This is a genomic window from Streptomyces sp. NPDC050485, from assembly GCF_044458185.1.
Taxonomy (GTDB): domain Bacteria; phylum Actinomycetota; class Actinomycetes; order Streptomycetales; family Streptomycetaceae; genus Streptomyces.
The window spans coordinates 197,793-217,143 of record NZ_JBITHR010000015.1 but is presented as its reverse complement, the minus strand read 5'-3'; the positions used below and the strand labels follow the sequence as shown (position 1 = coordinate 217,143).

The 19,351-nt window shown below is 72.5% G+C and carries 17 protein-coding genes; 15 read left to right on the top strand and 2 right to left on the bottom strand.

What is annotated here, in order from left to right:
- The first annotated feature begins 125 nt into the window (after positions 1–125).
- Positions 126–2,732: an ATP-dependent chaperone ClpB gene (gene clpB / locus ACIBK6_RS28195; RefSeq protein WP_399054181.1), complete on the top strand. Its 2,607-nt coding sequence runs from the start codon at positions 126–128 to the stop codon at positions 2,730–2,732.
- A 115-nt stretch (positions 2,733–2,847) separates the two neighbouring features.
- Positions 2,848–3,390, top strand: coding sequence for a YbjN domain-containing protein (locus ACIBK6_RS28190; protein WP_399054180.1), 543 nt, complete (start codon positions 2,848–2,850; stop codon positions 3,388–3,390).
- A gap of 16 nt (positions 3,391–3,406) precedes the next feature.
- Here ACIBK6_RS28190 and ACIBK6_RS28185 read toward each other — a convergent pair whose 3' ends face one another.
- Both ACIBK6_RS28185 and ACIBK6_RS28180 read right to left on the bottom strand, forming a co-directional pair.
- Entirely contained in the window at positions 3,407–4,450 is a 1,044-nt protein-coding gene (locus ACIBK6_RS28185; RefSeq protein WP_399054207.1) for a hypothetical protein, read from the bottom strand.
- Positions 4,451–4,724: 274 nt separating this feature from the next.
- Positions 4,725–5,915: a pyridoxal phosphate-dependent aminotransferase gene (locus tag ACIBK6_RS28180; RefSeq protein WP_399054179.1), complete on the bottom strand. Its 1,191-nt coding sequence runs from the start codon at positions 5,913–5,915 to the stop codon at positions 4,725–4,727.
- 122 nt (positions 5,916–6,037) lie between these two features.
- On the opposite strand from ACIBK6_RS28180, the gene ACIBK6_RS28175 reads away from it, so the two are divergent.
- The 13 genes from ACIBK6_RS28175 (at position 6,038) to ACIBK6_RS28115 (ending at position 19,349) form a co-directional block, all read left to right on the top strand.
- Positions 6,038–6,343, top strand: a complete 306-nt coding sequence (locus tag ACIBK6_RS28175; protein ID WP_399054178.1) for a hypothetical protein — start codon at positions 6,038–6,040, stop codon at positions 6,341–6,343.
- A gap of 355 nt (positions 6,344–6,698) precedes the next feature.
- Positions 6,699–7,223, top strand: coding sequence for a DUF2617 family protein (locus tag ACIBK6_RS28170; RefSeq protein WP_399054177.1), 525 nt, complete (start codon positions 6,699–6,701; stop codon positions 7,221–7,223).
- Positions 7,224–7,307: 84 nt separating this feature from the next.
- Positions 7,308–8,885: a polyamine aminopropyltransferase gene (locus tag ACIBK6_RS28165; protein WP_399054175.1), complete on the top strand. Its 1,578-nt coding sequence runs from the start codon at positions 7,308–7,310 to the stop codon at positions 8,883–8,885.
- Positions 8,886–8,960: 75 nt separating this feature from the next.
- A complete protein-coding gene (locus ACIBK6_RS28160) occupies positions 8,961–9,743 on the top strand; it encodes an SRPBCC domain-containing protein (protein WP_399054174.1) in 783 nt (260 codons plus the stop codon).
- Between the two features lie 49 nt (positions 9,744–9,792).
- A complete protein-coding gene (locus tag ACIBK6_RS28155) occupies positions 9,793–10,581 on the top strand; it encodes an aldose 1-epimerase (RefSeq protein ID WP_399054173.1) in 789 nt (262 codons plus the stop codon).
- Between the two features lie 23 nt (positions 10,582–10,604).
- Entirely contained in the window at positions 10,605–11,153 is a 549-nt protein-coding gene (gene pyrE, locus ACIBK6_RS28150) for an orotate phosphoribosyltransferase (RefSeq protein ID WP_399054172.1), read from the top strand.
- 212 nt (positions 11,154–11,365) lie between these two features.
- Entirely contained in the window at positions 11,366–12,388 is a 1,023-nt protein-coding gene (fbaA, locus tag ACIBK6_RS28145; protein ID WP_053726437.1) for a class II fructose-bisphosphate aldolase, read from the top strand.
- A 73-nt stretch (positions 12,389–12,461) separates the two neighbouring features.
- A complete protein-coding gene (locus tag ACIBK6_RS28140; RefSeq protein WP_399054171.1) occupies positions 12,462–13,637 on the top strand; it encodes a MalY/PatB family protein in 1,176 nt (391 codons plus the stop codon).
- A 190-nt stretch (positions 13,638–13,827) separates the two neighbouring features.
- Positions 13,828–15,312 carry an MFS transporter gene (locus tag ACIBK6_RS28135; protein ID WP_399054170.1) on the top strand — a complete coding sequence of 495 codons (1,485 nt, stop codon included), beginning with the start codon at positions 13,828–13,830 and terminating at the stop codon, positions 15,310–15,312.
- Positions 15,313–15,453: 141 nt separating this feature from the next.
- Complete coding sequence (locus ACIBK6_RS28130) at positions 15,454–15,867, top strand: DUF3151 domain-containing protein (RefSeq protein ID WP_399054169.1); 414 nt, start codon at positions 15,454–15,456, stop codon at positions 15,865–15,867.
- 323 nt (positions 15,868–16,190) lie between these two features.
- Positions 16,191–17,051: a tryptophan 2,3-dioxygenase family protein gene (locus tag ACIBK6_RS28125; RefSeq protein ID WP_399054167.1), complete on the top strand. Its 861-nt coding sequence runs from the start codon at positions 16,191–16,193 to the stop codon at positions 17,049–17,051.
- Complete coding sequence (kynU, locus tag ACIBK6_RS28120) at positions 17,044–18,240, top strand: kynureninase (RefSeq protein ID WP_399054166.1); 1,197 nt, start codon at positions 17,044–17,046, stop codon at positions 18,238–18,240. The genes ACIBK6_RS28125 and kynU overlap by 8 nt, the downstream gene beginning before the upstream one ends.
- 239 nt (positions 18,241–18,479) lie before the next feature.
- The gene (locus ACIBK6_RS28115; RefSeq protein WP_399054165.1) at positions 18,480–19,349 is read left to right on the top strand and encodes an alpha/beta hydrolase family protein; all 870 of its coding nucleotides are present in this window, start codon (positions 18,480–18,482) and stop codon (positions 19,347–19,349) included.
- Positions 19,350–19,351 lie beyond the last annotated feature (2 nt).

The window sequence follows — 19,351 nt, the reverse complement described above, 5'->3', positions numbered from 1 at the left end:
AGCAACCTAGCCGCCGCAATCCCTTCCCTCCACCTTGAGCGGAATAGGCTCAACTTTGTGTAGGTTGGAAGGGTCATGGGCGTAGAGCCGTGGTCCAGCCGTACGACGAGGAGGAGCGAGCGCACGTGGATGCCGAGCCGACCAACAAGAGCCGGGACGCGATCAACGCGGCCAGCAGCCGGGCCGTCGCCGGGGGCCACCCGGATCTGACCCCCGCGCATCTGCTGCTCGCGCTCCTGGAGGGCCAGGACAACGAGAACATCATCGACCTGCTGGCGGCCGTCGACGCCGACCAGGCCGCCGTGCGCTCCGGCGCCGACCGGATCCTGGCCGGCCTGCCCAGCGTGACCGGCTCCACGGTCGCCCCGCCCCAGCCCAACCGCGAACTGCTCGCCGTCATCGCCGACGCGGCGCAGCGCGCCAAGGAACTGGGCGACGAGTACCTCTCCACCGAGCACCTGCTCATCGGCCTGGCGGCCAAGGGCGGGCAGGCCGGTGAGATCCTCTCCCAGCAGGGGGCGAGCGCGAAGAAGCTCCTTGACGCGTTCGAGAAGAGCAGGGGAGGGCGCCGGGTGACCACACCCGACCCGGAGGGTCAGTACAAGGCGCTGGAGAAGTTCGGTACGGACTTCACGGCGGCCGCCCGCGAGGGCAAGCTCGACCCGGTCATCGGCCGGGACCAGGAGATCCGCCGGGTCGTGCAGGTCCTGTCGCGGCGTACGAAGAACAACCCTGTGCTCATCGGCGAGCCCGGCGTCGGCAAGACCGCCGTGGTCGAGGGGCTCGCCCAGCGCATCGTGAAGGGCGACGTACCGGAGTCGCTGAAGAACAAGAAGCTGGTCTCGCTCGACCTCGGTGCGATGGTCGCGGGTGCGAAGTACCGCGGTGAGTTCGAGGAGCGCCTCAAGACCGTGCTGTCCGAGATCAAGGAGAGCGACGGCCAGATCATCACGTTCATCGACGAGCTGCACACCGTCGTCGGCGCGGGCGCCGGCGGCGACTCGGCGATGGACGCGGGCAACATGCTCAAGCCCATGCTGGCCCGCGGCGAGCTGCGCATGGTCGGCGCGACCACCCTGGACGAGTACCGCGAGCGCATCGAGAAGGACCCCGCCCTGGAGCGCCGCTTCCAGCAGGTCCTGGTGGCCGAGCCGAGCGTCGAGGACACCATCGCGATCCTGCGCGGGCTCAAGGGCCGCTACGAGGCCCACCACAAGGTGCAGATCGCGGACGGCGCGCTGGTCGCCGCCGCCACCCTCTCCGACCGGTACATCACCTCCCGCTTCCTGCCCGACAAGGCCATCGACCTGGTGGACGAGGCCGCGTCCCGGCTGCGCATGGAGATCGACTCCTCGCCCGTCGAGATCGACGAACTCCAGCGCGCCGTCGACCGGTTGAAGATGGAGGAGCTGGCCCTCAAGAACGAGACCGACGCCGGTTCGCTCCAGCGCCTGGACAAGCTCCGCAAGGACCTCGCCGACAAGGAGGAGGAGCTGCGCGGGCTCACCGCCCGCTGGGAGAAGGAGAAGCAGGGCCTCAACCGGGTCGGCGAGCTGAAGGAGCGCCTCGACGACCTGCGCGGCCAGGCCGAACGCGCCCAGCGCGACGGCGACTTCGACACCGCCTCCAAGCTCCTGTACGGCGAAATCCCGGGCCTGGAACGGGAGTTGGAGGAGGCCGCCGAGGCGGAGGCCGAGCAGGAGAAGTCGAAGACTGGTGACATTAAAAGCAGCATGGTCAAGGAGGAGGTCGGCCCCGACGACATCGCGGACGTGGTCGGTGCCTGGACCGGCATTCCCGCCGGGCGCCTCCTGGAGGGCGAGACGCAGAAGCTGCTGCGCATGGAGGCCGAGCTGGGCAAGCGCCTGATCGGCCAGTCGGAGGCCGTCCAGGCCGTCTCCGACGCGGTGCGCCGCACCCGGGCCGGCATCGCCGACCCCGACCGCCCCACCGGCTCCTTCCTCTTCCTCGGCCCGACGGGCGTCGGCAAGACCGAGCTGGCGAAGGCGCTCGCGGACTTCCTCTTCGACGACGAGCGGGCCATGGTCCGCATCGACATGAGCGAGTACGGCGAGAAGCACTCCGTGGCCCGCCTGGTCGGTGCGCCTCCCGGTTACGTCGGCTACGAGGAGGGCGGCCAGCTGACCGAGGCGGTGCGCCGCCGCCCGTACTCCGTGGTGCTCCTGGACGAGGTGGAGAAGGCCCACCCCGAGGTCTTCGACATCCTGCTCCAGGTCCTGGACGACGGCCGCCTCACCGACGGCCAGGGCCGCACGGTCGACTTCCGCAACACCATCCTGATCCTGACCTCCAACCTGGGCAGCCAGTACCTGGTCGAGCCCTTGACCTCGGAGGCGGAGAAGAAGCAGCAGGTCCTGGAAGTGGTGCGGGCGTCCTTCAAACCCGAGTTCCTGAACCGCCTGGACGACCTGGTGGTCTTCTCGGCCCTGACCAAGGACGAGCTGTCCCACATCGCCGAGCTCCAGATCGGCCGCCTGGCCAGGCGGCTTGCCGACCGCCGGCTCGCCCTGGAGGTCACCCCGGCCGCCCTGGAGTGGCTCGCGGACGAGGGCAACGACCCGGCGTACGGAGCGCGCCCGCTGCGCCGCCTGATCCAGACCGCCATCGGCGACCGGCTGGCCAAGGAAATCCTGGCGGGCGAGATCAAGGACGGCGACACGGTTCGGGTGGACCGATTCGGGGAGGGGTTGATCGTGGGGGCCGCGAGCTGATTCCGCCACCCGGGCCGGATTCGGTCAGCCCGCAGCGGATACCCGGGGGCGGGGGTTGCCAGCCCCGCCCCGGCATGGGGGAGGATGACCGGAACCGTACGAAGGAAGATTCACGATGAGCATCGACCCGTCCTCGATTCCGAATTTCGGGGCTCAGCCCGGCCCGCCGTCCGGCGGCGCGCCCGCCGGGCCCGTCGTTCCCGACCAGGATCTGGTGAAGCAGCTCCTGGACCAGATGGAGCTCAAGTACGTCGTGGACGACGAGGGCGACCTCGCCGCGCCCTGGGAGGATTTCCGTACGTACTTCATGTTCCGCGGCGAGGACGACCAGCAGGTCTTCTCGGTGCGGACGTTCTACGACCGGCCGCACAGCATCGACGACAAGGTCCAGATCCTGGAGTCGATCGACGACTGGAACCGTCGCACCCTGTGGCCCAAGGTCTACACGCACACCCACGACGACGGCACCGTCCGCCTCATCGGCGAGGCGCAGATGCTGATCGGCACCGGTGTCGCCCTGGAGCACTTCGTGTCGTCCACGGTGAGCTGGGTGCGGGCCTCGATCGAGTTCGACAAGTGGCTCCTGGAGCAGCTCGGCCTGGAGAAGGACGTCGACGGCGGCGAGGGCGACGAGCCGGGCGAGTCCGACTCCGAGTGACGTGGGGCGCCGTGACTCACAGCGCCATCGGGGCCAGCGCCAGCAGATAGGCCCCGTAGCAGAACGAGAGCCCGGCCAGGGCGGCGGTCACCGCGACCGCCGCCCGGGTCCGGGCTCTCGTCAGTGCGAGCGCGAGCGGCACGAGCAGCGGGAACGCCGGGAGCAGGAAGCGCGGCTTCGATTCGAAGAAGCCCGAGCCGCCGACCGCGATCAGCACCAGGACCGCCGTGTAGACGAGCAGCACCAGCGGCGGCCGGTCCAGGGCGAACAGCACGAACAGCACCACCATGACCGCGGTCAGCAGCGCGACCATCGTGAACCCCAGGTCGTACGGGGCCGTCGCCATCCGGGTCAGGAAGCGCGGCCAGCCCGCGCCGAAGTCGAAGCGCGAGGTCCAGCCGGACTGCACTGCGAAGTAGCCGCCGAGCGGATCGCCCTCGCGCACCCCGACCCACAGCACATATCCGCACCAGCCGAGCGGCGCGAGCAGCGCGCCCGCCCACGGCCGCCACGAGCGTCGCCCGCCGTGCCGGATCTCGTACGCCGCCGCCGCGATCACCGCGGCCGCCACCGCGATGGCGTTCGGCCGGGACAGGCCGGCGAGCAGGGCCAGCGAGCCCGCCCACAGCCAGCGGCGCTCCAGGACCGCCCACAGCGACCAGGCGGCCAGCGCCGTTATCACCGGCTCGGTGTACGCCATCGTCAGGATGACGGAGTGCGGCAGCAGCCCCCAGAGCAGCACCAGCATCGTGCCCACCGGGCGGCCGTACAGGCGCTCGCCGATCCGGTAGATCCCGCAGGCCGCGACCGCCGCCGCCGTCCACGACACGAGGAGCCCCGCGGTGCCGCCGGCGACCGGCAGGACCGTGGTCACGGCGCGGATCAGGCCCGGGTAGAACGGGAAGAACGCCAGGTCGCTCTGGACCGAACCGTCCGGCCAGGACAGCGTGCGGCCGTAGCCGTGCGCGGCGATCCGGGCGTACCACTCGGCGTCCCACGCGGTGGCGAGCCGCACGCGCGGCGAGCGCCCCCGGTGCCAGGCCGCCGCCGCCACGACCAGGAGCCCGGCCAGCCGGGCGGCGGCGAACAGGCCGAGCGCGGGCGCCGCCCGGCGCAGTGCGTCCGTCCAGTACGGGGCGCTCGTGCTGCGGCCGCGGGCCCGGGCGGGGGCGGTGATCTCGGCGGACAGGGGGCACCTCCGGGCGCGCGTGGTCGGTCAGACCGACCATCGGACCGGATCCGGATTCCCGCGACCGGTGCGCCCCCGACCGGGTGGAACTTGGCCCACCCGGCGGTGTCACGCGTGTCGCCGTGACAGCGCGCGCCGAGGACTCCTAGCCCGCCAGTGCCTTGAGCCGGGCGACCGCCTCTTCGAGCACCGCCGTCCGCTTGCAGAACGCGAACCGGACATAGGGGGCGCCCGCCTCCGTGTTGTCGTAGAAGACCGCGTTGGGGATGGCGACCACGCCCGCGCGCTCCGGGAGGGAGCGGCAGAAGGCGAAGCCGTCGGTCTCGCCGAGGGGGCGGATGTCGGTGGTGATGAAGTACGTGCCGGCCGGGCGGAAGACCGCGAAGCCCGCCTCCGCCAGGCCCGCCGCCAGCAGGTCCCGCCTGGCCAGCATGTCCGCGCGGAACGCGTCGAAGTAGCTGTCGGGCAGGGCGAGCGCCTCGGCGACCGCGTACTGGAACGGCCCCGCGGACACATACGTCAGGAACTGCTTGGCCGAGCGGACCGCGGCCACCAGCTCCGGGGCCGCCGTCACCCAGCCGACCTTCCAGCCCGTGAAGGAGAACGTCTTGCCCGCCGAGCCGATGGTGACCGTGCGCTCGCGCATGCCGGGGAAGGAGGCGAGCGGGATGTGCTCGGCGCCGTCGAAGACCAGGTGCTCGTACACCTCGTCGGTGATCACCAGCAGATCGCGCTCGCGGGCGAGCTCCGCGACGGCGGCCAGCTCGGCGCGGGTCAGGACCGTGCCGGTCGGGTTGTGCGGGGTGTTGAGGAGGAGCAGCCGGGTGCGCGGGGTGACGGCGGCGCGCAGCTCGTCCAGGTCAAGCACGAAGCGCCCTTCGGACGGCCGCAGGGTGACCGGTACCCGGGTGGCGCCCGCCATCGCGATGCACGCGGCGTAGGAGTCGTAGTACGGCTCCAGGGCGATGACCTCGTCGCCGGGTTCGAGCAGCGCGAGCAGGGCGGCCGCGATCGCCTCCGTGGCGCCCGCGGTGACCAGGACCTCGTGGTCGGGGTCGTACGCCAGGCCGTACCAGCGCTGCTGGTGTCCGGCGATCGCGGTACGCAGCTCGGGGACGCCGGGGCCCGGCGGGTACTGGTTGCCGTGCCCCTCGCGCAGGGCCCGGACCGCGGCCTCGCGGACGGCTTCGGGGCCGTCGGTGTCGGGGAAGCCCTGGCCGAGGTTGATGGACCCGGTCCGCTGGGCGAGGGCGGACATCTCGGCGAAGATCGTCGTCCCGAACTCGGCGAGGCGGCGGTTGAGGAGTGGGCGCGCGCTGGAGGTCATGACGGCCATCCTGCGGGCAACCTCTGGAGTTGCTCAAGTGTGCTTTGGCGTACGGCGGCTGAGGGCATCCCCCTTCCACACGGGACAGCGGGGGCCGTGAACCCCGACGGGACCGGAAGGGGGGGACAGGGATGGGGTACCTCATCGTGGTCGGTGTGGTGGCGGTGTTCTTCGTGGGGTGGGGGATGTTCCTGCTGGCGGAGAAGGTCCGCCAGCAGCGCAGCCGCCGGGTGAACTTCGCCAAGTCGCGGGCGCGCGGGGCCAGTTCGGAGGCCTCGGCGGCATCGGGGGCCGGCTGGTGGGCGGCCGGCGATTCGGGCGGCTCGTCGTGCGGGGGAGGCGGCGGCCACCACGGCGGCCACCACTCCTGCGGAGGGGGCCACTCGGGGTGCGGCGGCCACTCGGGCTGCGGGGGCGGCGGCTGCGGTTCCAGCTAGTGGAGGGGACTGGTTGGCACAGGGGGCCGGTGGGCGGTCGCGGCTGACACGGGGCAGCCGATTCCGCCGCCGGTCCCGCCCGTTGTGCGCCCGGTGGACCGGTGCCGACCGGGCGCCTTCTTTCCCGCCGGTAGTTGAACGTTTGAACCGAGTGGCCCCCCAGAGGATGGAAACCCCATCAAGTTGGGTAAAAAAGCTGTGAGCGCCGGGCACTTCATGATTCCCTCGCAGATGAGAAACGACGCAGCCCTCGGACCCACCCCGGGCGAGCCAGAGCCGGTACCCCGTACTTCGTTCCGGTCCGAGGTGACATCGGTCACCCACCCGCCACATGTGTGTTTTGCGGAGCCCACCCATGCTCACGACCCTCAAGACCACCTACACCGACACGCGCGCCGCCGACCTCGCCTGGGCGCTCGGCAGGGAGCCGCTGCCCGCCCTCGCCGTACTCGACCTCCAACTCTCCGGCGCCAACCTCCAGTTGAGACTCCTCGGCGCCTCGCACCAAGTACTCCTCGACGAGGAGCGCGGCACCTGCTCGGAGACCGTCGCCTGCATGCCCGGCAGCAGCACGCCGCTGCCGCTCGGCGTGGCGAAGCGGCTCGGGGAGTGGGACTACGAGTTCGCCGCGCGCGTCGAGACGCTGTCGCGCGGCTCGTTCGCGGGGCGCGCGCAGGAACTCCTCGCGCTGGTCGCCGACCACCCCAACGGGCTGGCCGGAACGTTTCCCGGCTCCCCGCACGCGTTCACCGCGATGCTCGCGCAGCGCGGCGAGGACCAGGTGTGGTGGCGCACCTGGCACGCCTACCCGCAGGAAGGGCAGTTGGTGGTGACCCGGACCCGGGTCGGAGCGCGAAAGCCCGCACCCGTCGGACTCTGAGGCGCTCGGTCCGCCGGTGACCCGCTCCAGTTGAACCCGTGTGGGTGACAGGAAGCAAACGGAGTGTGACGTAGCGTTCGCATCATGATCGAACCGCTCCCCGCTCCCGTGAGTAGTCCGCGGTCGGGTCGGTTCCTCGTCCTGGCCGTCGTGTTCATCTGCGCCGCCTGCGGTCTCGTGTACGAGCTCGAACTGGTCGCCCTCGCCTCGTACTTGATCGGAGACTCGGTCACCCAGGCCTCGGTCGTCCTTTCGGTGATGGTCTTCGCGATGGGCGTCGGCTCACTGCTCGCCAAGCGGCTGCGCTGCCGCGCCGCCGTCGGCTTCGGCCTCATCGAGACCACCCTCGCCCTGGTGGGCGGCTGCTCCGCGATGGCGCTGTACGCGACGTTCGCCTGGTTCGGCGGCTCGCGGTACGCGCTGGTCGCGTTCTCGCTCGCGATCGGCATGCTGATCGGCGCCGAGATCCCGCTCCTGATGACCCTCATCCAGCGCGTCTCGCGGCGCGCCGCGGGAGACGCGAGCGGCACCGTGGCCGACCTTTTCGCCGCCGACTACGTGGGCGCGCTCGTCGGCGGCCTCGCCTTCCCGTTCCTGCTCCTTCCCCAACTCGGCCAGCTGACCAGCGCGTTGCTCACCGGCGCGGTCAACGCGGTCGCCGGCGGCTCGCTCGTCCTGCTGCTCTTCGGCCGCGACCTGTCCCCGCGCGCCCGCTGGGTGCTGCTCGGCGCCAATGTGCTCGTCCTCGCCGTGCTCGCCCTGACCACCGCCATGGTGGGCGACTTCGAACAGGCCGCGCGCCGCGCCGTGTACGGCGGCCAGGTGCGGGTCGCCGTGCAGAGCCGCGTCCAGGAGATCGTCCTCACCGGCAAGAAGGGCGGCCCCCTCGACCTGTTCCTCGACGGGCGGCTGCGCATCGACGCCCGTGACCAGTCCCGCTACCCCGCGGCGCTGGTCGGCCCCGCGCTCGACGCGGGCCCGCACGGCCGGGTCCTGATCCTGGGCGGCGGCGACGGCCTGGCCGCCCGCGAAGCGCTGCGCCACCCCGGCGTGCGCTCGGTGACCCTGGTGGAACTCGACCCCGATGTCATCGAACTCGCCCGCACCGACCCGGAGTTGGCGGCCCTGAACGGACACGCCTACCAGGACCCCCGGCTGCGCCCGGTGATCGCGGACGCCTTCGGCTGGCTGCGCAGCGACGGCCGCACCTCGGGAACGTACGACGTCGTCGTCTCGGACCTGCCCGACCCCGACATCACCGCCGGCACCAAGTTCTACTCGCAGGAGTTCTACGGGCTCGCCTCCCGCGTCCTGGCCCCCGGCGGGCGGCTCGTGGTGCACGCGGGGCCCGTGGCGAGCCGGGAGCGCACCTTCTGGACGGCCGAGGCGACGGTCCGCGCGGCGGGCCTGGAGACCTTTCCGTACCGGGCGACCGGGCGCGCCACCGGGCCCACCGCCGGCCCCGACCGCGCCGATGGCCCGGCGGACTCGGCACGCGACTGGGGATTCGTCCTGGCCGGCCGCCCCGCGCCGCTGCCGCTGGCCGCGGCCGGTGCGCGGCCGGGAGTGCGGCTGCCCGCCGGCACCGAGCCGCTGACCGCGCCGAGCGAGGCGGCCGGATACCCGCCGTCGACGCTGGTGCATCCGCGCTACGCCGGCTGATCCGCGCCGGGCCGCCCGGCCGGGGCCGCGTTTTTGCGCAGACGTGACGGCCGGTGCTGAGTAGGCTCGGTGGCTATGGAGCATGAGGTGTTCGTTCCGGTTGAGGCCCAGTCACTCCGGCAGACGCTGCGCGACCCCGCCCGGGTCGCGGGCTGTGTGCCGGGGCTCCAGCAGGATGCGGGCGAGCCGCCCATCGCGGGCCGGCTGAAGGTCCGCCTCGGCGGGAGCACCATCACCTACCGCGGCGCCCTGCGCATCAGCGAGCGGGACGGCGACGTGTTCGCCTTCGAGGGCGAGGGCGTCGAGGTGCGCGGGGCGGGCGCGGCCGAGCTCGCCCTGACCGTGCGGCTCGACCCGGCCCCCGGCGGCACCCTGCTCGCCTTCGCCGGGACCGCGCTCGCCGAGGGCCGGGCCGCCGACATCCCGGTCGAGGCGGTCCGGGCCTCGGCGGCCCGGCTGCTCGACCGGTTCGCCTCGGCGCTCGCCCAGCCCGCACCCGCCGAGCAGCCGACGGCCGAGCTCGCCGACACCGACCTCAACACCGACCTCGACGCGGCGGAGCTCGCCTCGGTCTTCGACGCGGAGGTCCCGCCGCCGTCCCTGGACCCGCTCGCCGACGAGGAGTTCGCGATCGAGGTCGACGAGACGCTGCCCGCCGAGGCCGCGCACGCCCGCCGCACGATGATCGGCCGCAGCGCCGAGGAGGTCGACCACGCACCGCCGCGCGGCCGGTACGCCCCGGTGCCCGCGCCCACGGGCGTCGGCGCCGGTGCCACCCTGCGCTGGGTCGCACCGGCCGCCGCCCTCGCCCTCGCCTCGGCGGTGGTCGTCGGCCGCGCGCTCAGGCGCCGCCGCTGACAGCCTGTGGCTCTGACCGCCGGCCCGGCCCACCGGTTAGGGTCGGGGCGTGAGCAGTGACCAGATCAAATTGGGCGTCGGCGGCACGGAATTGACCGTCGACCCGGGCAACGGCTGCCGGATCAGCAGCCTGCGGATCGACGGCACCGAGGTGCTGCGCCAGGGCGAGAAGTACGGCTGCTTCCCGATGGTGCCGTGGTGCGGCCGCGTCGAGAACGGCCAGTTCCGCGACGGCGGCGAGAAGTACCAGCTGCCGCTCAACGCGGCCCCGCACGCCATCCACGGCACCGGCCGCGACACGGCGTGGAAGACCGTGCGGGTCTCCGAGACCGAGGCCGTCTTCACCTACGAGCTGGCCGAGCCGTGGCCGTACACCGGCACGGTCACCCAGATCTTCGAGCTGACCCCGGACGCGCTGACCGTGCGGATGGGCGTCGAGACGTACGACAACTCCTTCCCCGCGCAGGCCGGCTGGCACCCCTGGTTCCGGCGGGAGATCGACGGCAGCCGGGTCGAGCTCGCCTTCGCGCCCGCATGGCAGGAGGAGCGCGGTGACGACCACCTCCCCACCGGCCGGCGCATCGAGCCGCTGCCCGGCCCCTGGGACGACTGCTTCGGGATGCCCGACGGCGTGGACGTCACCCTGACCTGGCCGGAACGGCTCGAACTGAAGGTCACCAGCCGCACCGAGTGGGTCGTGGTCTACGACGAGCAGCACGAGGCCGTCTGCGTGGAGCCGCAGTCGGGCCCGCCCAACGGGCTCAACACCCTGCCCCGCCTCGTCACCCCCATCGACCCGCTGGAGCTGGCGACCACCTGGACGTGGCGCCGCCTGTGAGCGGGGCCCTTAAGCTCTAAGACATGACTGACGTACGCGCTGACCTGCTCCAGCAGATCAAGGACAAGGCCGTGGTGCACGGCAAGGTGACCCTCTCCTCCGGGATCGAGGCCGACTACTACGTCGACCTGCGCCGGGTCACCCTTGACGGCGTCGCCGCGCCGCTGGTCGGCCAGGTGATGCTCGACGTCACGGCCGAGTTCGACTTCGACGCGGTCGGCGGCCTGACCATGGGCGCCGACCCGGTGGCCGCCGCGATGCTGCACGCGGCCGCCGCCCGCGGCCGCACCCTGGACGCCTTCGTCGTCCGCAAGGCCGCCAAGGCGCACGGCATGCAGCGCCAGGTCGAGGGCCCGGACATCAAGGGCCGCCGGGTCCTGGTCGTCGAGGACACCTCCACCACCGGCGGCTCCCCGCTGACCGCCGTCGAGGCGGTCCGCGCGGCCGGCGCCGAGGTCGTCGCCGTCGCGACGATCGTGGACCGCGCGACCGGCGCCGCCGAGAAGATCACCGAGGGCGCGGGCGTGCCGTACGTCTTCGCGTTCTCCTCGACGGACCTCGGGCTCGCGTAAAACTCGTGACCTAGGTCCCGAGATCCGGGCATGCGGGTTTTGACCTGCGCATTCTTCAAGGGGCGGGCTGTTTCACGTGAAACAGCCCGCCCCTCGCGCGTCCGCCGGGTGGAGCCAGGGCCAGAGTCTGGAAAGATAGGCCGCGACGATGACGTCGCCCCCAGGTCAGGGCCAGCACATACGCACACCCGCACATCACAAGGAGCGGACAGATGCCCATCGCAACCCCCGAGGTCTACAACGAGATGCTCGACCGGGCGAAGGCAGGCAAGTTCGCCTACCCGGCCATCAACGTGACCTCGACCCAGACCCTGCACGCTGCGCTGCGCGGCTTCGCGGAGGCCGAGAGCGACGGCATCATCCAGATCTCCACCGGCGGTGCCGAGTTCCTGGGTGGCCAGTACAACAAGGACATGGTCACCGGCGCGGTCGCCCTGGCCGAGTTCGCGCACGTCGTCGCCGCCAAGTACGACATCACGGTCGCGCTGCACACCGACCACTGCCCGAAGGACAAGCTGGACGGCTACGTCCGCCCGCTGATCGAGGTCTCCGCCGAGCGCGTCGCCAAGGGCCTGAACCCGCTGTTCCAGTCCCACATGTGGGACGGCTCCGCCGAGACCCTCGCGGACAACCTGGCCATCGGCCAGGAGCTGCTCGCCAAGGCCGCCGCCGCGAAGATCATCCTTGAGGTCGAGATCACCCCGACCGGCGGCGAGGAGGACGGCGTCAGCCACGAGATCAACGACGAGCTGTACACGACCGTCGACGACGCGCTGCGCACCGCCGAGGCCCTGGGCCTGGGCGAGAAGGGCCGTTACCTGCTTGCCGCGTCCTTCGGCAACGTCCACGGCGTCTACAAGCCGGGCAACGTCGTGCTCCGCCCCGAGCTGCTCAAGGACCTCCAGGCGGGTGTCGGCGAGAAGTACGGCAAGGCCTCGCCGTTCGACTTCGTCTTCCACGGCGGCTCCGGCTCCACGGCCGAGGAGATCGCGACCGCCCTGGAGAACGGCGTCGTGAAGATGAACCTCGACACCGACACCCAGTACGCGTTCACCCGCCCGGTCGCGGACCACATGTTCCGCAACTACGACGGTGTCCTGAAGGTCGACGGCGAGGTCGGCAAGAAGTCGACGTACGACCCGCGCACCTGGGGCAAGCTGGCCGAGGCCGGCATGGCCAAGCGTGTGACCGAGGCGTGCGCGAACCTGCGCTCGACCGGCACGAAGCTGAAGTAACCACGTCTTGTCCGCCCGGGCCCGGCCTCCCTTTCGGGGGGTGCCGGGCCCGAGCCGTACCCGGAGGTTCTCGATGACGTACGACTCCGACCCCCACTCCGATATCGACTTCGGCTTCGACATACCCGTCGACCGGCGCGGCACCTGGAGCGTGCAGTGGGACGGGGTGGCCGAGCGGTTCGGGGCGGCCGGGCTGCTGCCGTTCACCATCTCCGACATGGACTTCGCCTGCCCGCCCCAAGTGCTCGCGGCGCTCCAGGAGCGGGTCGCGCACGGGGTGTTCGGCTACACCGACTGGCAGAACGAGGAGTTCCGCTCGGCGGTACGCGACTGGTACCGGGACCGGCACGCGACGGAGATCGACACCGGCCGGCTCGTGTACGCGCCCTCGGTGCTCAACCAGCTCTCGCAGCTCCTGCGCATGTGGACCGGGCCCGGGGACGGGATCGTTGTCCACACCCCTGTGTACGACGGTTTCCGCAAGGCGGTCGGCGGGCTCGGGCGGGAGCTGCGCGGCGTCCCGCTCGGCGACCCGGCCGCGCTGGAGGCGGCGCTGGCCCGGGACGACAGCCGGGTGCTGCTCCTGTGCTCGCCGCACAACCCGACCGGCCGGGTGTGGACGGAGCCCGAACTGACCGGCTTCGCGGAGCTCGCCGAGCGGTACGGGGTCGCGGTGATCAGCGACGAGATCCACGCGGACTTCGTCCACGACGGCCATCGGCACCTGCCGTGGACGCGGTTCGGGCGGGGCCGCTGGGCGCTGATCACCTCCGGCACGAAGTCGTTCAACTTTCCCGCGCTGACGGGGGCGTACGGGATCGTCGCAGCGGCGGCGGACCATGCGGAGTTCGTCCGCCGCATGGAGACGGGGGAGGGTCTCGGCTCGCCCGCGGTGCTCTCGCTGACCGCGCACATCGCGGCGTACCGGGAGGGCGGGGGGTGGCTGGACGCGCTGCGGGCGTACGTGGCGGGCAACCTGTCGCTGGTCGCGTCCCGCCTCAACTCGGCGTTCCCCGCCCTGAGTTGGACCCCTCCACAGGCGGGCTACCTCGCGTGGATCGACCTTCGGCCGCTGGGTGTGGACGATGCGGCGCTGCAGCGGGAGCTGGTGGAGGTCGAGCGGGTCGCGATCATGCCGGGTGCGGTGTACGGGGCGCCGGGTTTCGTCCGGCTGAACGTGGGATGCCCGCGGACGAAGGCCGAGGCGGGGGTGGGGGCGCTGGTACGGGCACTGGGCCGGCTGGGCTGACAGCTGAGTCAGCCCTGGCAAGCGAAAACCCAGCCCCTCATGGGGGTCCCCCCTGGCCCTTCAGCCCTTGGGGGAGTTTGAGGAGCGGGGGTGCAGGGGGCGGAGCCCCCGCTCGGGGGCCGGGGCGGAGCCCCGGGAGACCCCCTTCACCCTTCCCCCCCACCCCCGGCGGGTTTCGGGGAGGGGCGGGGTGGGGGACAGATCCGCTGTGGCGGACTACGTACGCATCGGCACCCGCCCCGGCCGCTGGGTGCTGCTCACCACCGTGCTCGGGTCCGGCATGGCCATGCTCGACTCGACCGTCGTCAACGTCGCCCTGCCCCACATCGGCGCCGACCTCAACGCCGACATGGCCGTACTGCAGTGGACCGTCAACGCGTACATGCTCACCCTCGCCGGCCTCATCCTGCTCGGCGGCGCCCTCGGCGACCGCTACGGGCGGCGGAAGGTGTTCGTCATCGGGGTGGTGTGGTTCGCCGCCGGATCGCTGCTGTGCGGGCTCGCCCCCGACGCCGGGGTGCTGATCGCCGCCCGCGCCCTCCAGGGCATCGGCGGCGCCCTGCTCACCCCCGGCTCCCTCGCGATCATCCAGGCGGGCTTCCACCCCGACGACCGGGCCCGCGCGGTCGGCGTGTGGTCCGGGCTCGGCGGGGTCGGCGCCGCCGTCGGCCCGTTCCTCGGCGGCTGGCTGGTGGACGGCCCCGGCTGGCGCTGGGTGTTCCTGATCAACGTGCCGCTGGCCGCGCTCTGCGTACCGGTCGCCCTGCGCCACGTACCCGAGTCGCGCGACCCGCGCGCCCACACCGGCCGCTTCGACGCGACGGGCGCCGCGCTCGGCGCGCTGACCCTCGCCCTCGCGACGTACGCGCTGATCGAGGCCCCGGGCCAGGGCTCGTCGCGGCTGGTCGTCGGGGCCGCGGTCGCCGCACTCGGGCTCGGTGTGGCGTTCGCGCGGCGCGAACGGCGGCTGCCCGAGCCGATGCTGCCGCCGGACATCTTCCGCTCCCGGGTCTTCACCGCGGTCAACGCGGTGACGGTGTGCGTGTACGCCGCCTTCGGCGGATTCTTCTTCCTCGCCGCGCTCCAGCTCCAGGTCGTCGTCGGGTACTCGGCGCTCGGCGCGGGCGCCGCGCTGCTGCCGACCACCGTGCTGATGCTGCTGCTCTCGGCCCGCTCCGGCGAGCTCGGCCAGCGGATCGGGCCGCGGGTCCCGCTCACCGTGGGGCCGCTGCTGTGCGCGGCGGGGATGCTGCTGATGCTGCGGGTCGGCGAGCACGCGTCGTACGTACGCGATGTGCTGCCCGCGCTGTTCGTGCTTGGCCTCGGCATGGTCACCCTGGTGGCGCCGCTCACCGCGACGGTGCTCGGGTCCGTCGACGCGGGCCGGGCCGGGCTCGCCAGCGGCATCAACAACGCCGCCGCGCGCGCGGCCGGCCTGATCGCGGTGGCCGCGCTGCCGCTGGCCGCGGGGATGGGGCCGGAGGCGTACCGCTCGGCGGCGGAGTTCGGGGCGACGTTCCGGCGGGCCATGCCGATGTGCGCGGGTTCGCTGGCGCTGGCCGCTCTGGTTGCCTTCCTGACCGTGCGGCGGCCGGCGGAGGCGGTGGTGGAGCCGCAGTGCCGGATGCAGTGCGGGGTGTCCGGGCCGGCGATTGAGCCCGGGCGGGGTGAGTAGTGCGGCCGGTTCGCTGGGGGCGCCGCCTCCGGACCCCCGCTCCGCAAACTCCCCCGAGGCCCGACGGGCCAGGGGGACCCCCATGAGGGGCTTGATTTCTGCCGACCAGGTTTGGGAAAACTCGGTGGCAGACTGGCTCCCATGTCCATTCACGAGAACCTGCTCGGGGGCCCCGCCCCGACCCTGCTGCCCGACGACCCGGAGCCGCGTGCGCTGCTCGCCGGGGGTGCCGCGCCCGCCGATGTCGCCGCCAAGTACCCCACCTCCTCGCTCGCCTGGGCGCAGCTCGCCGACGACGCGTTCGACGGCGGCCGCACCGTCGAGTCGTACGCCTACGCCCGTACCGGATACCACCGCGGCCTGGACTCGCTGCGCCGCGCCGGGTGGAAGGGACACGGCCCGGTGCCGTGGGAGCACGAGCCCAACCGGGGCTTCCTGCGCGCCCTGCACGCCCTCGCGCGTGCCGCGCAGGCGATCGGTGAGGACGCCGAGTACGAGCGCTGCTCGAGCTTCCTGCGGGACTCCTCGCCGCTCGCCGCCGACACCCTGGGCTGATCGGGCAACGCTGATCGGGAACGTTGATCGGCAACGCTGATCGGAAAAGTTCAACGGGATCGCCCGCGCCGCCCGTGCCGTCTGTACCGCTGACACGGACGGCACGGGCAGCCGCGTGCGGCACGGTCGCGCGCACGAGGACCCGGCATCCGAGGACCGGGTATCTGGCCTGGCCCCGCACCCCGTCCGGGACCTTCGTTTCGGGCCCTTCGGTGCCCTGACCAAGCGGGCTTCGGCGTGCTTATGATGCCGGTGGGGACCGGGGCTCCGATGCCGATGAAGGAAGGGGCGGACCGCTACCCGGACACATCGAGGAGACAGCGATGTCATCAAAGATGTCCGAACCGGTCGCGTCGCCAGCCACGGGCGACGAGCCGGAGACCCCGAATCTCGACTTCGCGGGCACCACGCCGTACGAGGACTACGTCCAGGCGGACGTCCTCACCCACCTCCAGCACCTGCGCTCCGACGACCCGGGCGAGATGGTCTTCCTGGTCACCACCCAGGTCATGGAGCTGTGGTTCACGGTCGTCGTGCACGAGTGGGAGACCGCCTCGCGGGCGCTGCGCGCGGACCGGGTGCAGGTCGCGGTCGACGCCCTGAAGCGTTCGGTACGGGAGCTGGAGGCGCTCAACGCCTCGTGGACGCCGCTGGCGCAGCTGACCCCGGCGCAGTTCAACTCCTACCGGGCCGCGCTCGGCGAGGGCTCCGGGTTCCAGTCGGCGATGTACCGGCGGATGGAGTTCCTGCTCGGCGACAAGTCCGCGTCGATGCTGGTCCCGCACCGGGGCGCGCCGCGCGTGCACGCCGAGCTGGAGAAGGCGCTCGGCGAGCCGAGCCTGTACGACGAGGTCCTCGCCCTGCTCGCCCGGCGCGGGTACGCGGTCCCCGCCGCGGTCCTCCAGCGCGACCTGACCCGGAAGTACGAGCCGTCGGCCGAGGTCGAGGCGGTCTGGACGGAGCTGTACGCGGGCGACCAGAACGCTGAACTGGTGCGCCTGGGCGAGGCGTTGACCGATGTCGGCGAACTCGTGTGGAGATGGCGCAACGACCATCTGGTCGCGACGCGGCGGGCGATGGGCGCGAAGGCGGGCACCGGCGGTTCGGCCGGGGTGGCCTGGCTGGAGAAGCGCGCCACGAAGAACGTGTTCCCCGAGCTGTGGACGGCGCGCAGCCATGTCTGAGCCGACGACCCTGGCCGGAAAGGCCGCGGCGTACGACGCCGCAGACGAACTCGCCAAGCACCGCGAGCTGTTCGCGCTCGAAGAGGGCGCCGTCTACCTCGACGGGAACTCGCTGGGCGCGCTGCCCCGCCATGTTCCCGCCCGCATGCAGGACGTCATCGCCCGCGAGTGGGGCGAACTGCGCATCCGCTCCTGGGAGGAGAGCGGCTGGTGGACCGCGCCGGAACGGATCGGCGACCGCATCGCGCCGCTCGTCGGCTCGGCGCCGGGCCGGATCGTGGTCGGCGACTCCACCAGCGTGAACGTCTTCAAGGCGCTGGTCGCGGCGGCCCGGCTCGCGCCGGACGACCGGGACGAGATACTGGTCGACGCGTCGACGTTCCCCACGGACGGGTACGTGGCCGAGTCCGCCGCCCGCATGACGGGCCGTCAGCTGAGGGCGCTGCTCCCCGCCGACATTCCGGCCGCGCTCGGCCCGCGCACGGCGGCGGTCCTCGTCAACCACGTGGACTACCGGACGGGCCGCCTGAACGACCTGCCGGGGATGACGGCGGCCATTCAGGCGGCGGGCGCCCTGGCGGTCTGGGACCTGTGCCACAGCGCGGGCGCGCTGCCGGTCGGCCTCGACGCGCACGGCGTCGACTTCGCGGTGGGCTGCACCTACAAGTACCTGAACGGCGGCCCGGGTTCACCGGCGTACCTGTACGTGCGCGGCGACCACCAGCCCCGGTTCGACTCGCCGCTGCCCGGCTGGAACTCGCACGAGGACCCGTTCGGGATGCGGCCGGAGTACGTGCCGGGTCAGGGCGCGGTACGGGGCCGGGTCGGCACCCCGGACATCCTGTCCATGCTGGCCCTGGAGTCGGCCCTCGACGTCTGGGAGGGGGTCTCGATCGAGGCGGTCAGGGCGAAGTCCCTGGCCCTGACGGACTTCTTCCTGGAGTGCGTGGAAGCGTACGTTCCGTCGGGCCGGGTGTCGTCGGTGACGCCCCTCGCGCATGCGGAGCGGGGCAGCCAGGTGTCCCTGCGGTGCGCGGAGGCGGGCGAGGTGATGCGCACCCTGACCGCACGCGGGGTCGTCGGCGACTACCGCCGCCCCGACATCCTCCGCTTCGGCTTCACCCCGCTGTACGTGGGCTTCGCGGACGCGGAGCGCGCGGCGGCGGAACTGGCGAGGGTGCTGAGCTGAGGAGCCTCCACCTTCCCACCCGCCCGCCCGTTCGTCCCCCTGCGATGGCTGAGGAACCGGCCCTGGGCCACCCGCCGTTGGCGCCCGCAGGCGGGCGGTCGCCGGCGGTGGGTGCGCACCCACTGGTGCCCGGCTTTCGGCAGGGCCGTCACGGGCGGGCGGGAAGGAAGGCCCCCGCCCCGCTGCGCAGGGCCCTGGTAGCGTGATCAACCGGCTTGGCCTGGCGGAAAGGTTGGGGAATGACGGATCCCGCAGAGCGTGACGCGGCCGAAGAGGCCTCCGCCTTTTCCCATCCCCCCGTCACCCCGGACGCCACCGCCGCCTACGGCCCCCACCCCGACCAGGTGGTCGACTTCTACACCCCCCGGGACGGAACCAACGCCGCCCCGCTCGTCGTGCTGCTGCACGGCGGTGCCTGGCGGGCCCCGTACGACCGCATGCACGTCACGCCGTTCGCCGACTTCCTGGCCCAGCGCGGGTTCGCCGTGGCCAACGTCGAGTACCGGCGGGGGAGTCTGCTGCCCCAGCAGGGCGGCGAAGGCCCGGTCGCCGGACGCTGGCCGGACACGTTCGACGACGTGGCGGCGGCGCTGGACGCGCTGCCCGGCCTTGTACGCGAAGCCGTGCCGCAGGCCGACGCCCGCCGCATCGTGCTTGTCGGGCACTCGGCCGGCGGCCACCTCGCGCTGTGGGCGGCGGCCCGGCATGTACTGCCGGAGGGTTCGCCGTGGCGCACCCGGGGCCCCGCTGCCCTGCGCGGAGTGGTGGCCCTGGCCCCCATCGCGGACTTCGCCACCGCCGTGGAGCTGGACGTCTGCTCGGGGGCGGTACTCCAACTCCTGGGTGGCAAAGGCGAGTTGGCGGCGCGTGTCCCGCACGCTGACCCCGCCGCGCTGCTGCCCACCGGGATCGCCACGGCCATCGTGCAGGGCCGCGAGGACGTCGTCGTACCGCCGGCCGTGGCCGAGGCGTACGTCGACGCCGCGGCCACGGCGGGCGAGACGGTGGGCCTGACCCTCCTGGAGGACGTGGGCCACTTCCCTCTGATCGACCCGGCGGCCGACGCGAGCGCCGTGGTCGCCGAGGAGATCGCCCAGCTCGCCTACTAGGT

Coding starts and splice junctions, on each gene's coding strand:
- ACIBK6_RS28190 (WP_399054180.1), top strand. CDS start 2,848: ATGAGCATCGACCCGTCCTCGATTCCGAATTTCGGGGCTCAGCCCGGC.
- ACIBK6_RS28180 (WP_399054179.1), bottom strand. CDS start 5,915: ATGGCCGTCATGACCTCCAGCGCGCGCCCACTCCTCAACCGCCGCCTC.
- ACIBK6_RS28175 (WP_399054178.1), top strand. CDS start 6,038: ATGGGGTACCTCATCGTGGTCGGTGTGGTGGCGGTGTTCTTCGTGGGG.
- ACIBK6_RS28170 (WP_399054177.1), top strand. CDS start 6,699: ATGCTCACGACCCTCAAGACCACCTACACCGACACGCGCGCCGCCGAC.
- ACIBK6_RS28165 (WP_399054175.1), top strand. CDS start 7,308: ATGATCGAACCGCTCCCCGCTCCCGTGAGTAGTCCGCGGTCGGGTCGG.
- ACIBK6_RS28160 (WP_399054174.1), top strand. CDS start 8,961: ATGGAGCATGAGGTGTTCGTTCCGGTTGAGGCCCAGTCACTCCGGCAG.
- pyrE (WP_399054172.1), top strand. CDS start 10,605: ATGACTGACGTACGCGCTGACCTGCTCCAGCAGATCAAGGACAAGGCC.
- fbaA (WP_053726437.1), top strand. CDS start 11,366: ATGCCCATCGCAACCCCCGAGGTCTACAACGAGATGCTCGACCGGGCG.
- ACIBK6_RS28140 (WP_399054171.1), top strand. CDS start 12,462: ATGACGTACGACTCCGACCCCCACTCCGATATCGACTTCGGCTTCGAC.
- ACIBK6_RS28130 (WP_399054169.1), top strand. CDS start 15,454: ATGTCCATTCACGAGAACCTGCTCGGGGGCCCCGCCCCGACCCTGCTG.
- ACIBK6_RS28125 (WP_399054167.1), top strand. CDS start 16,191: ATGTCATCAAAGATGTCCGAACCGGTCGCGTCGCCAGCCACGGGCGAC.
- kynU (WP_399054166.1), top strand. CDS start 17,044: ATGTCTGAGCCGACGACCCTGGCCGGAAAGGCCGCGGCGTACGACGCC.
- ACIBK6_RS28115 (WP_399054165.1), top strand. CDS start 18,480: ATGACGGATCCCGCAGAGCGTGACGCGGCCGAAGAGGCCTCCGCCTTT.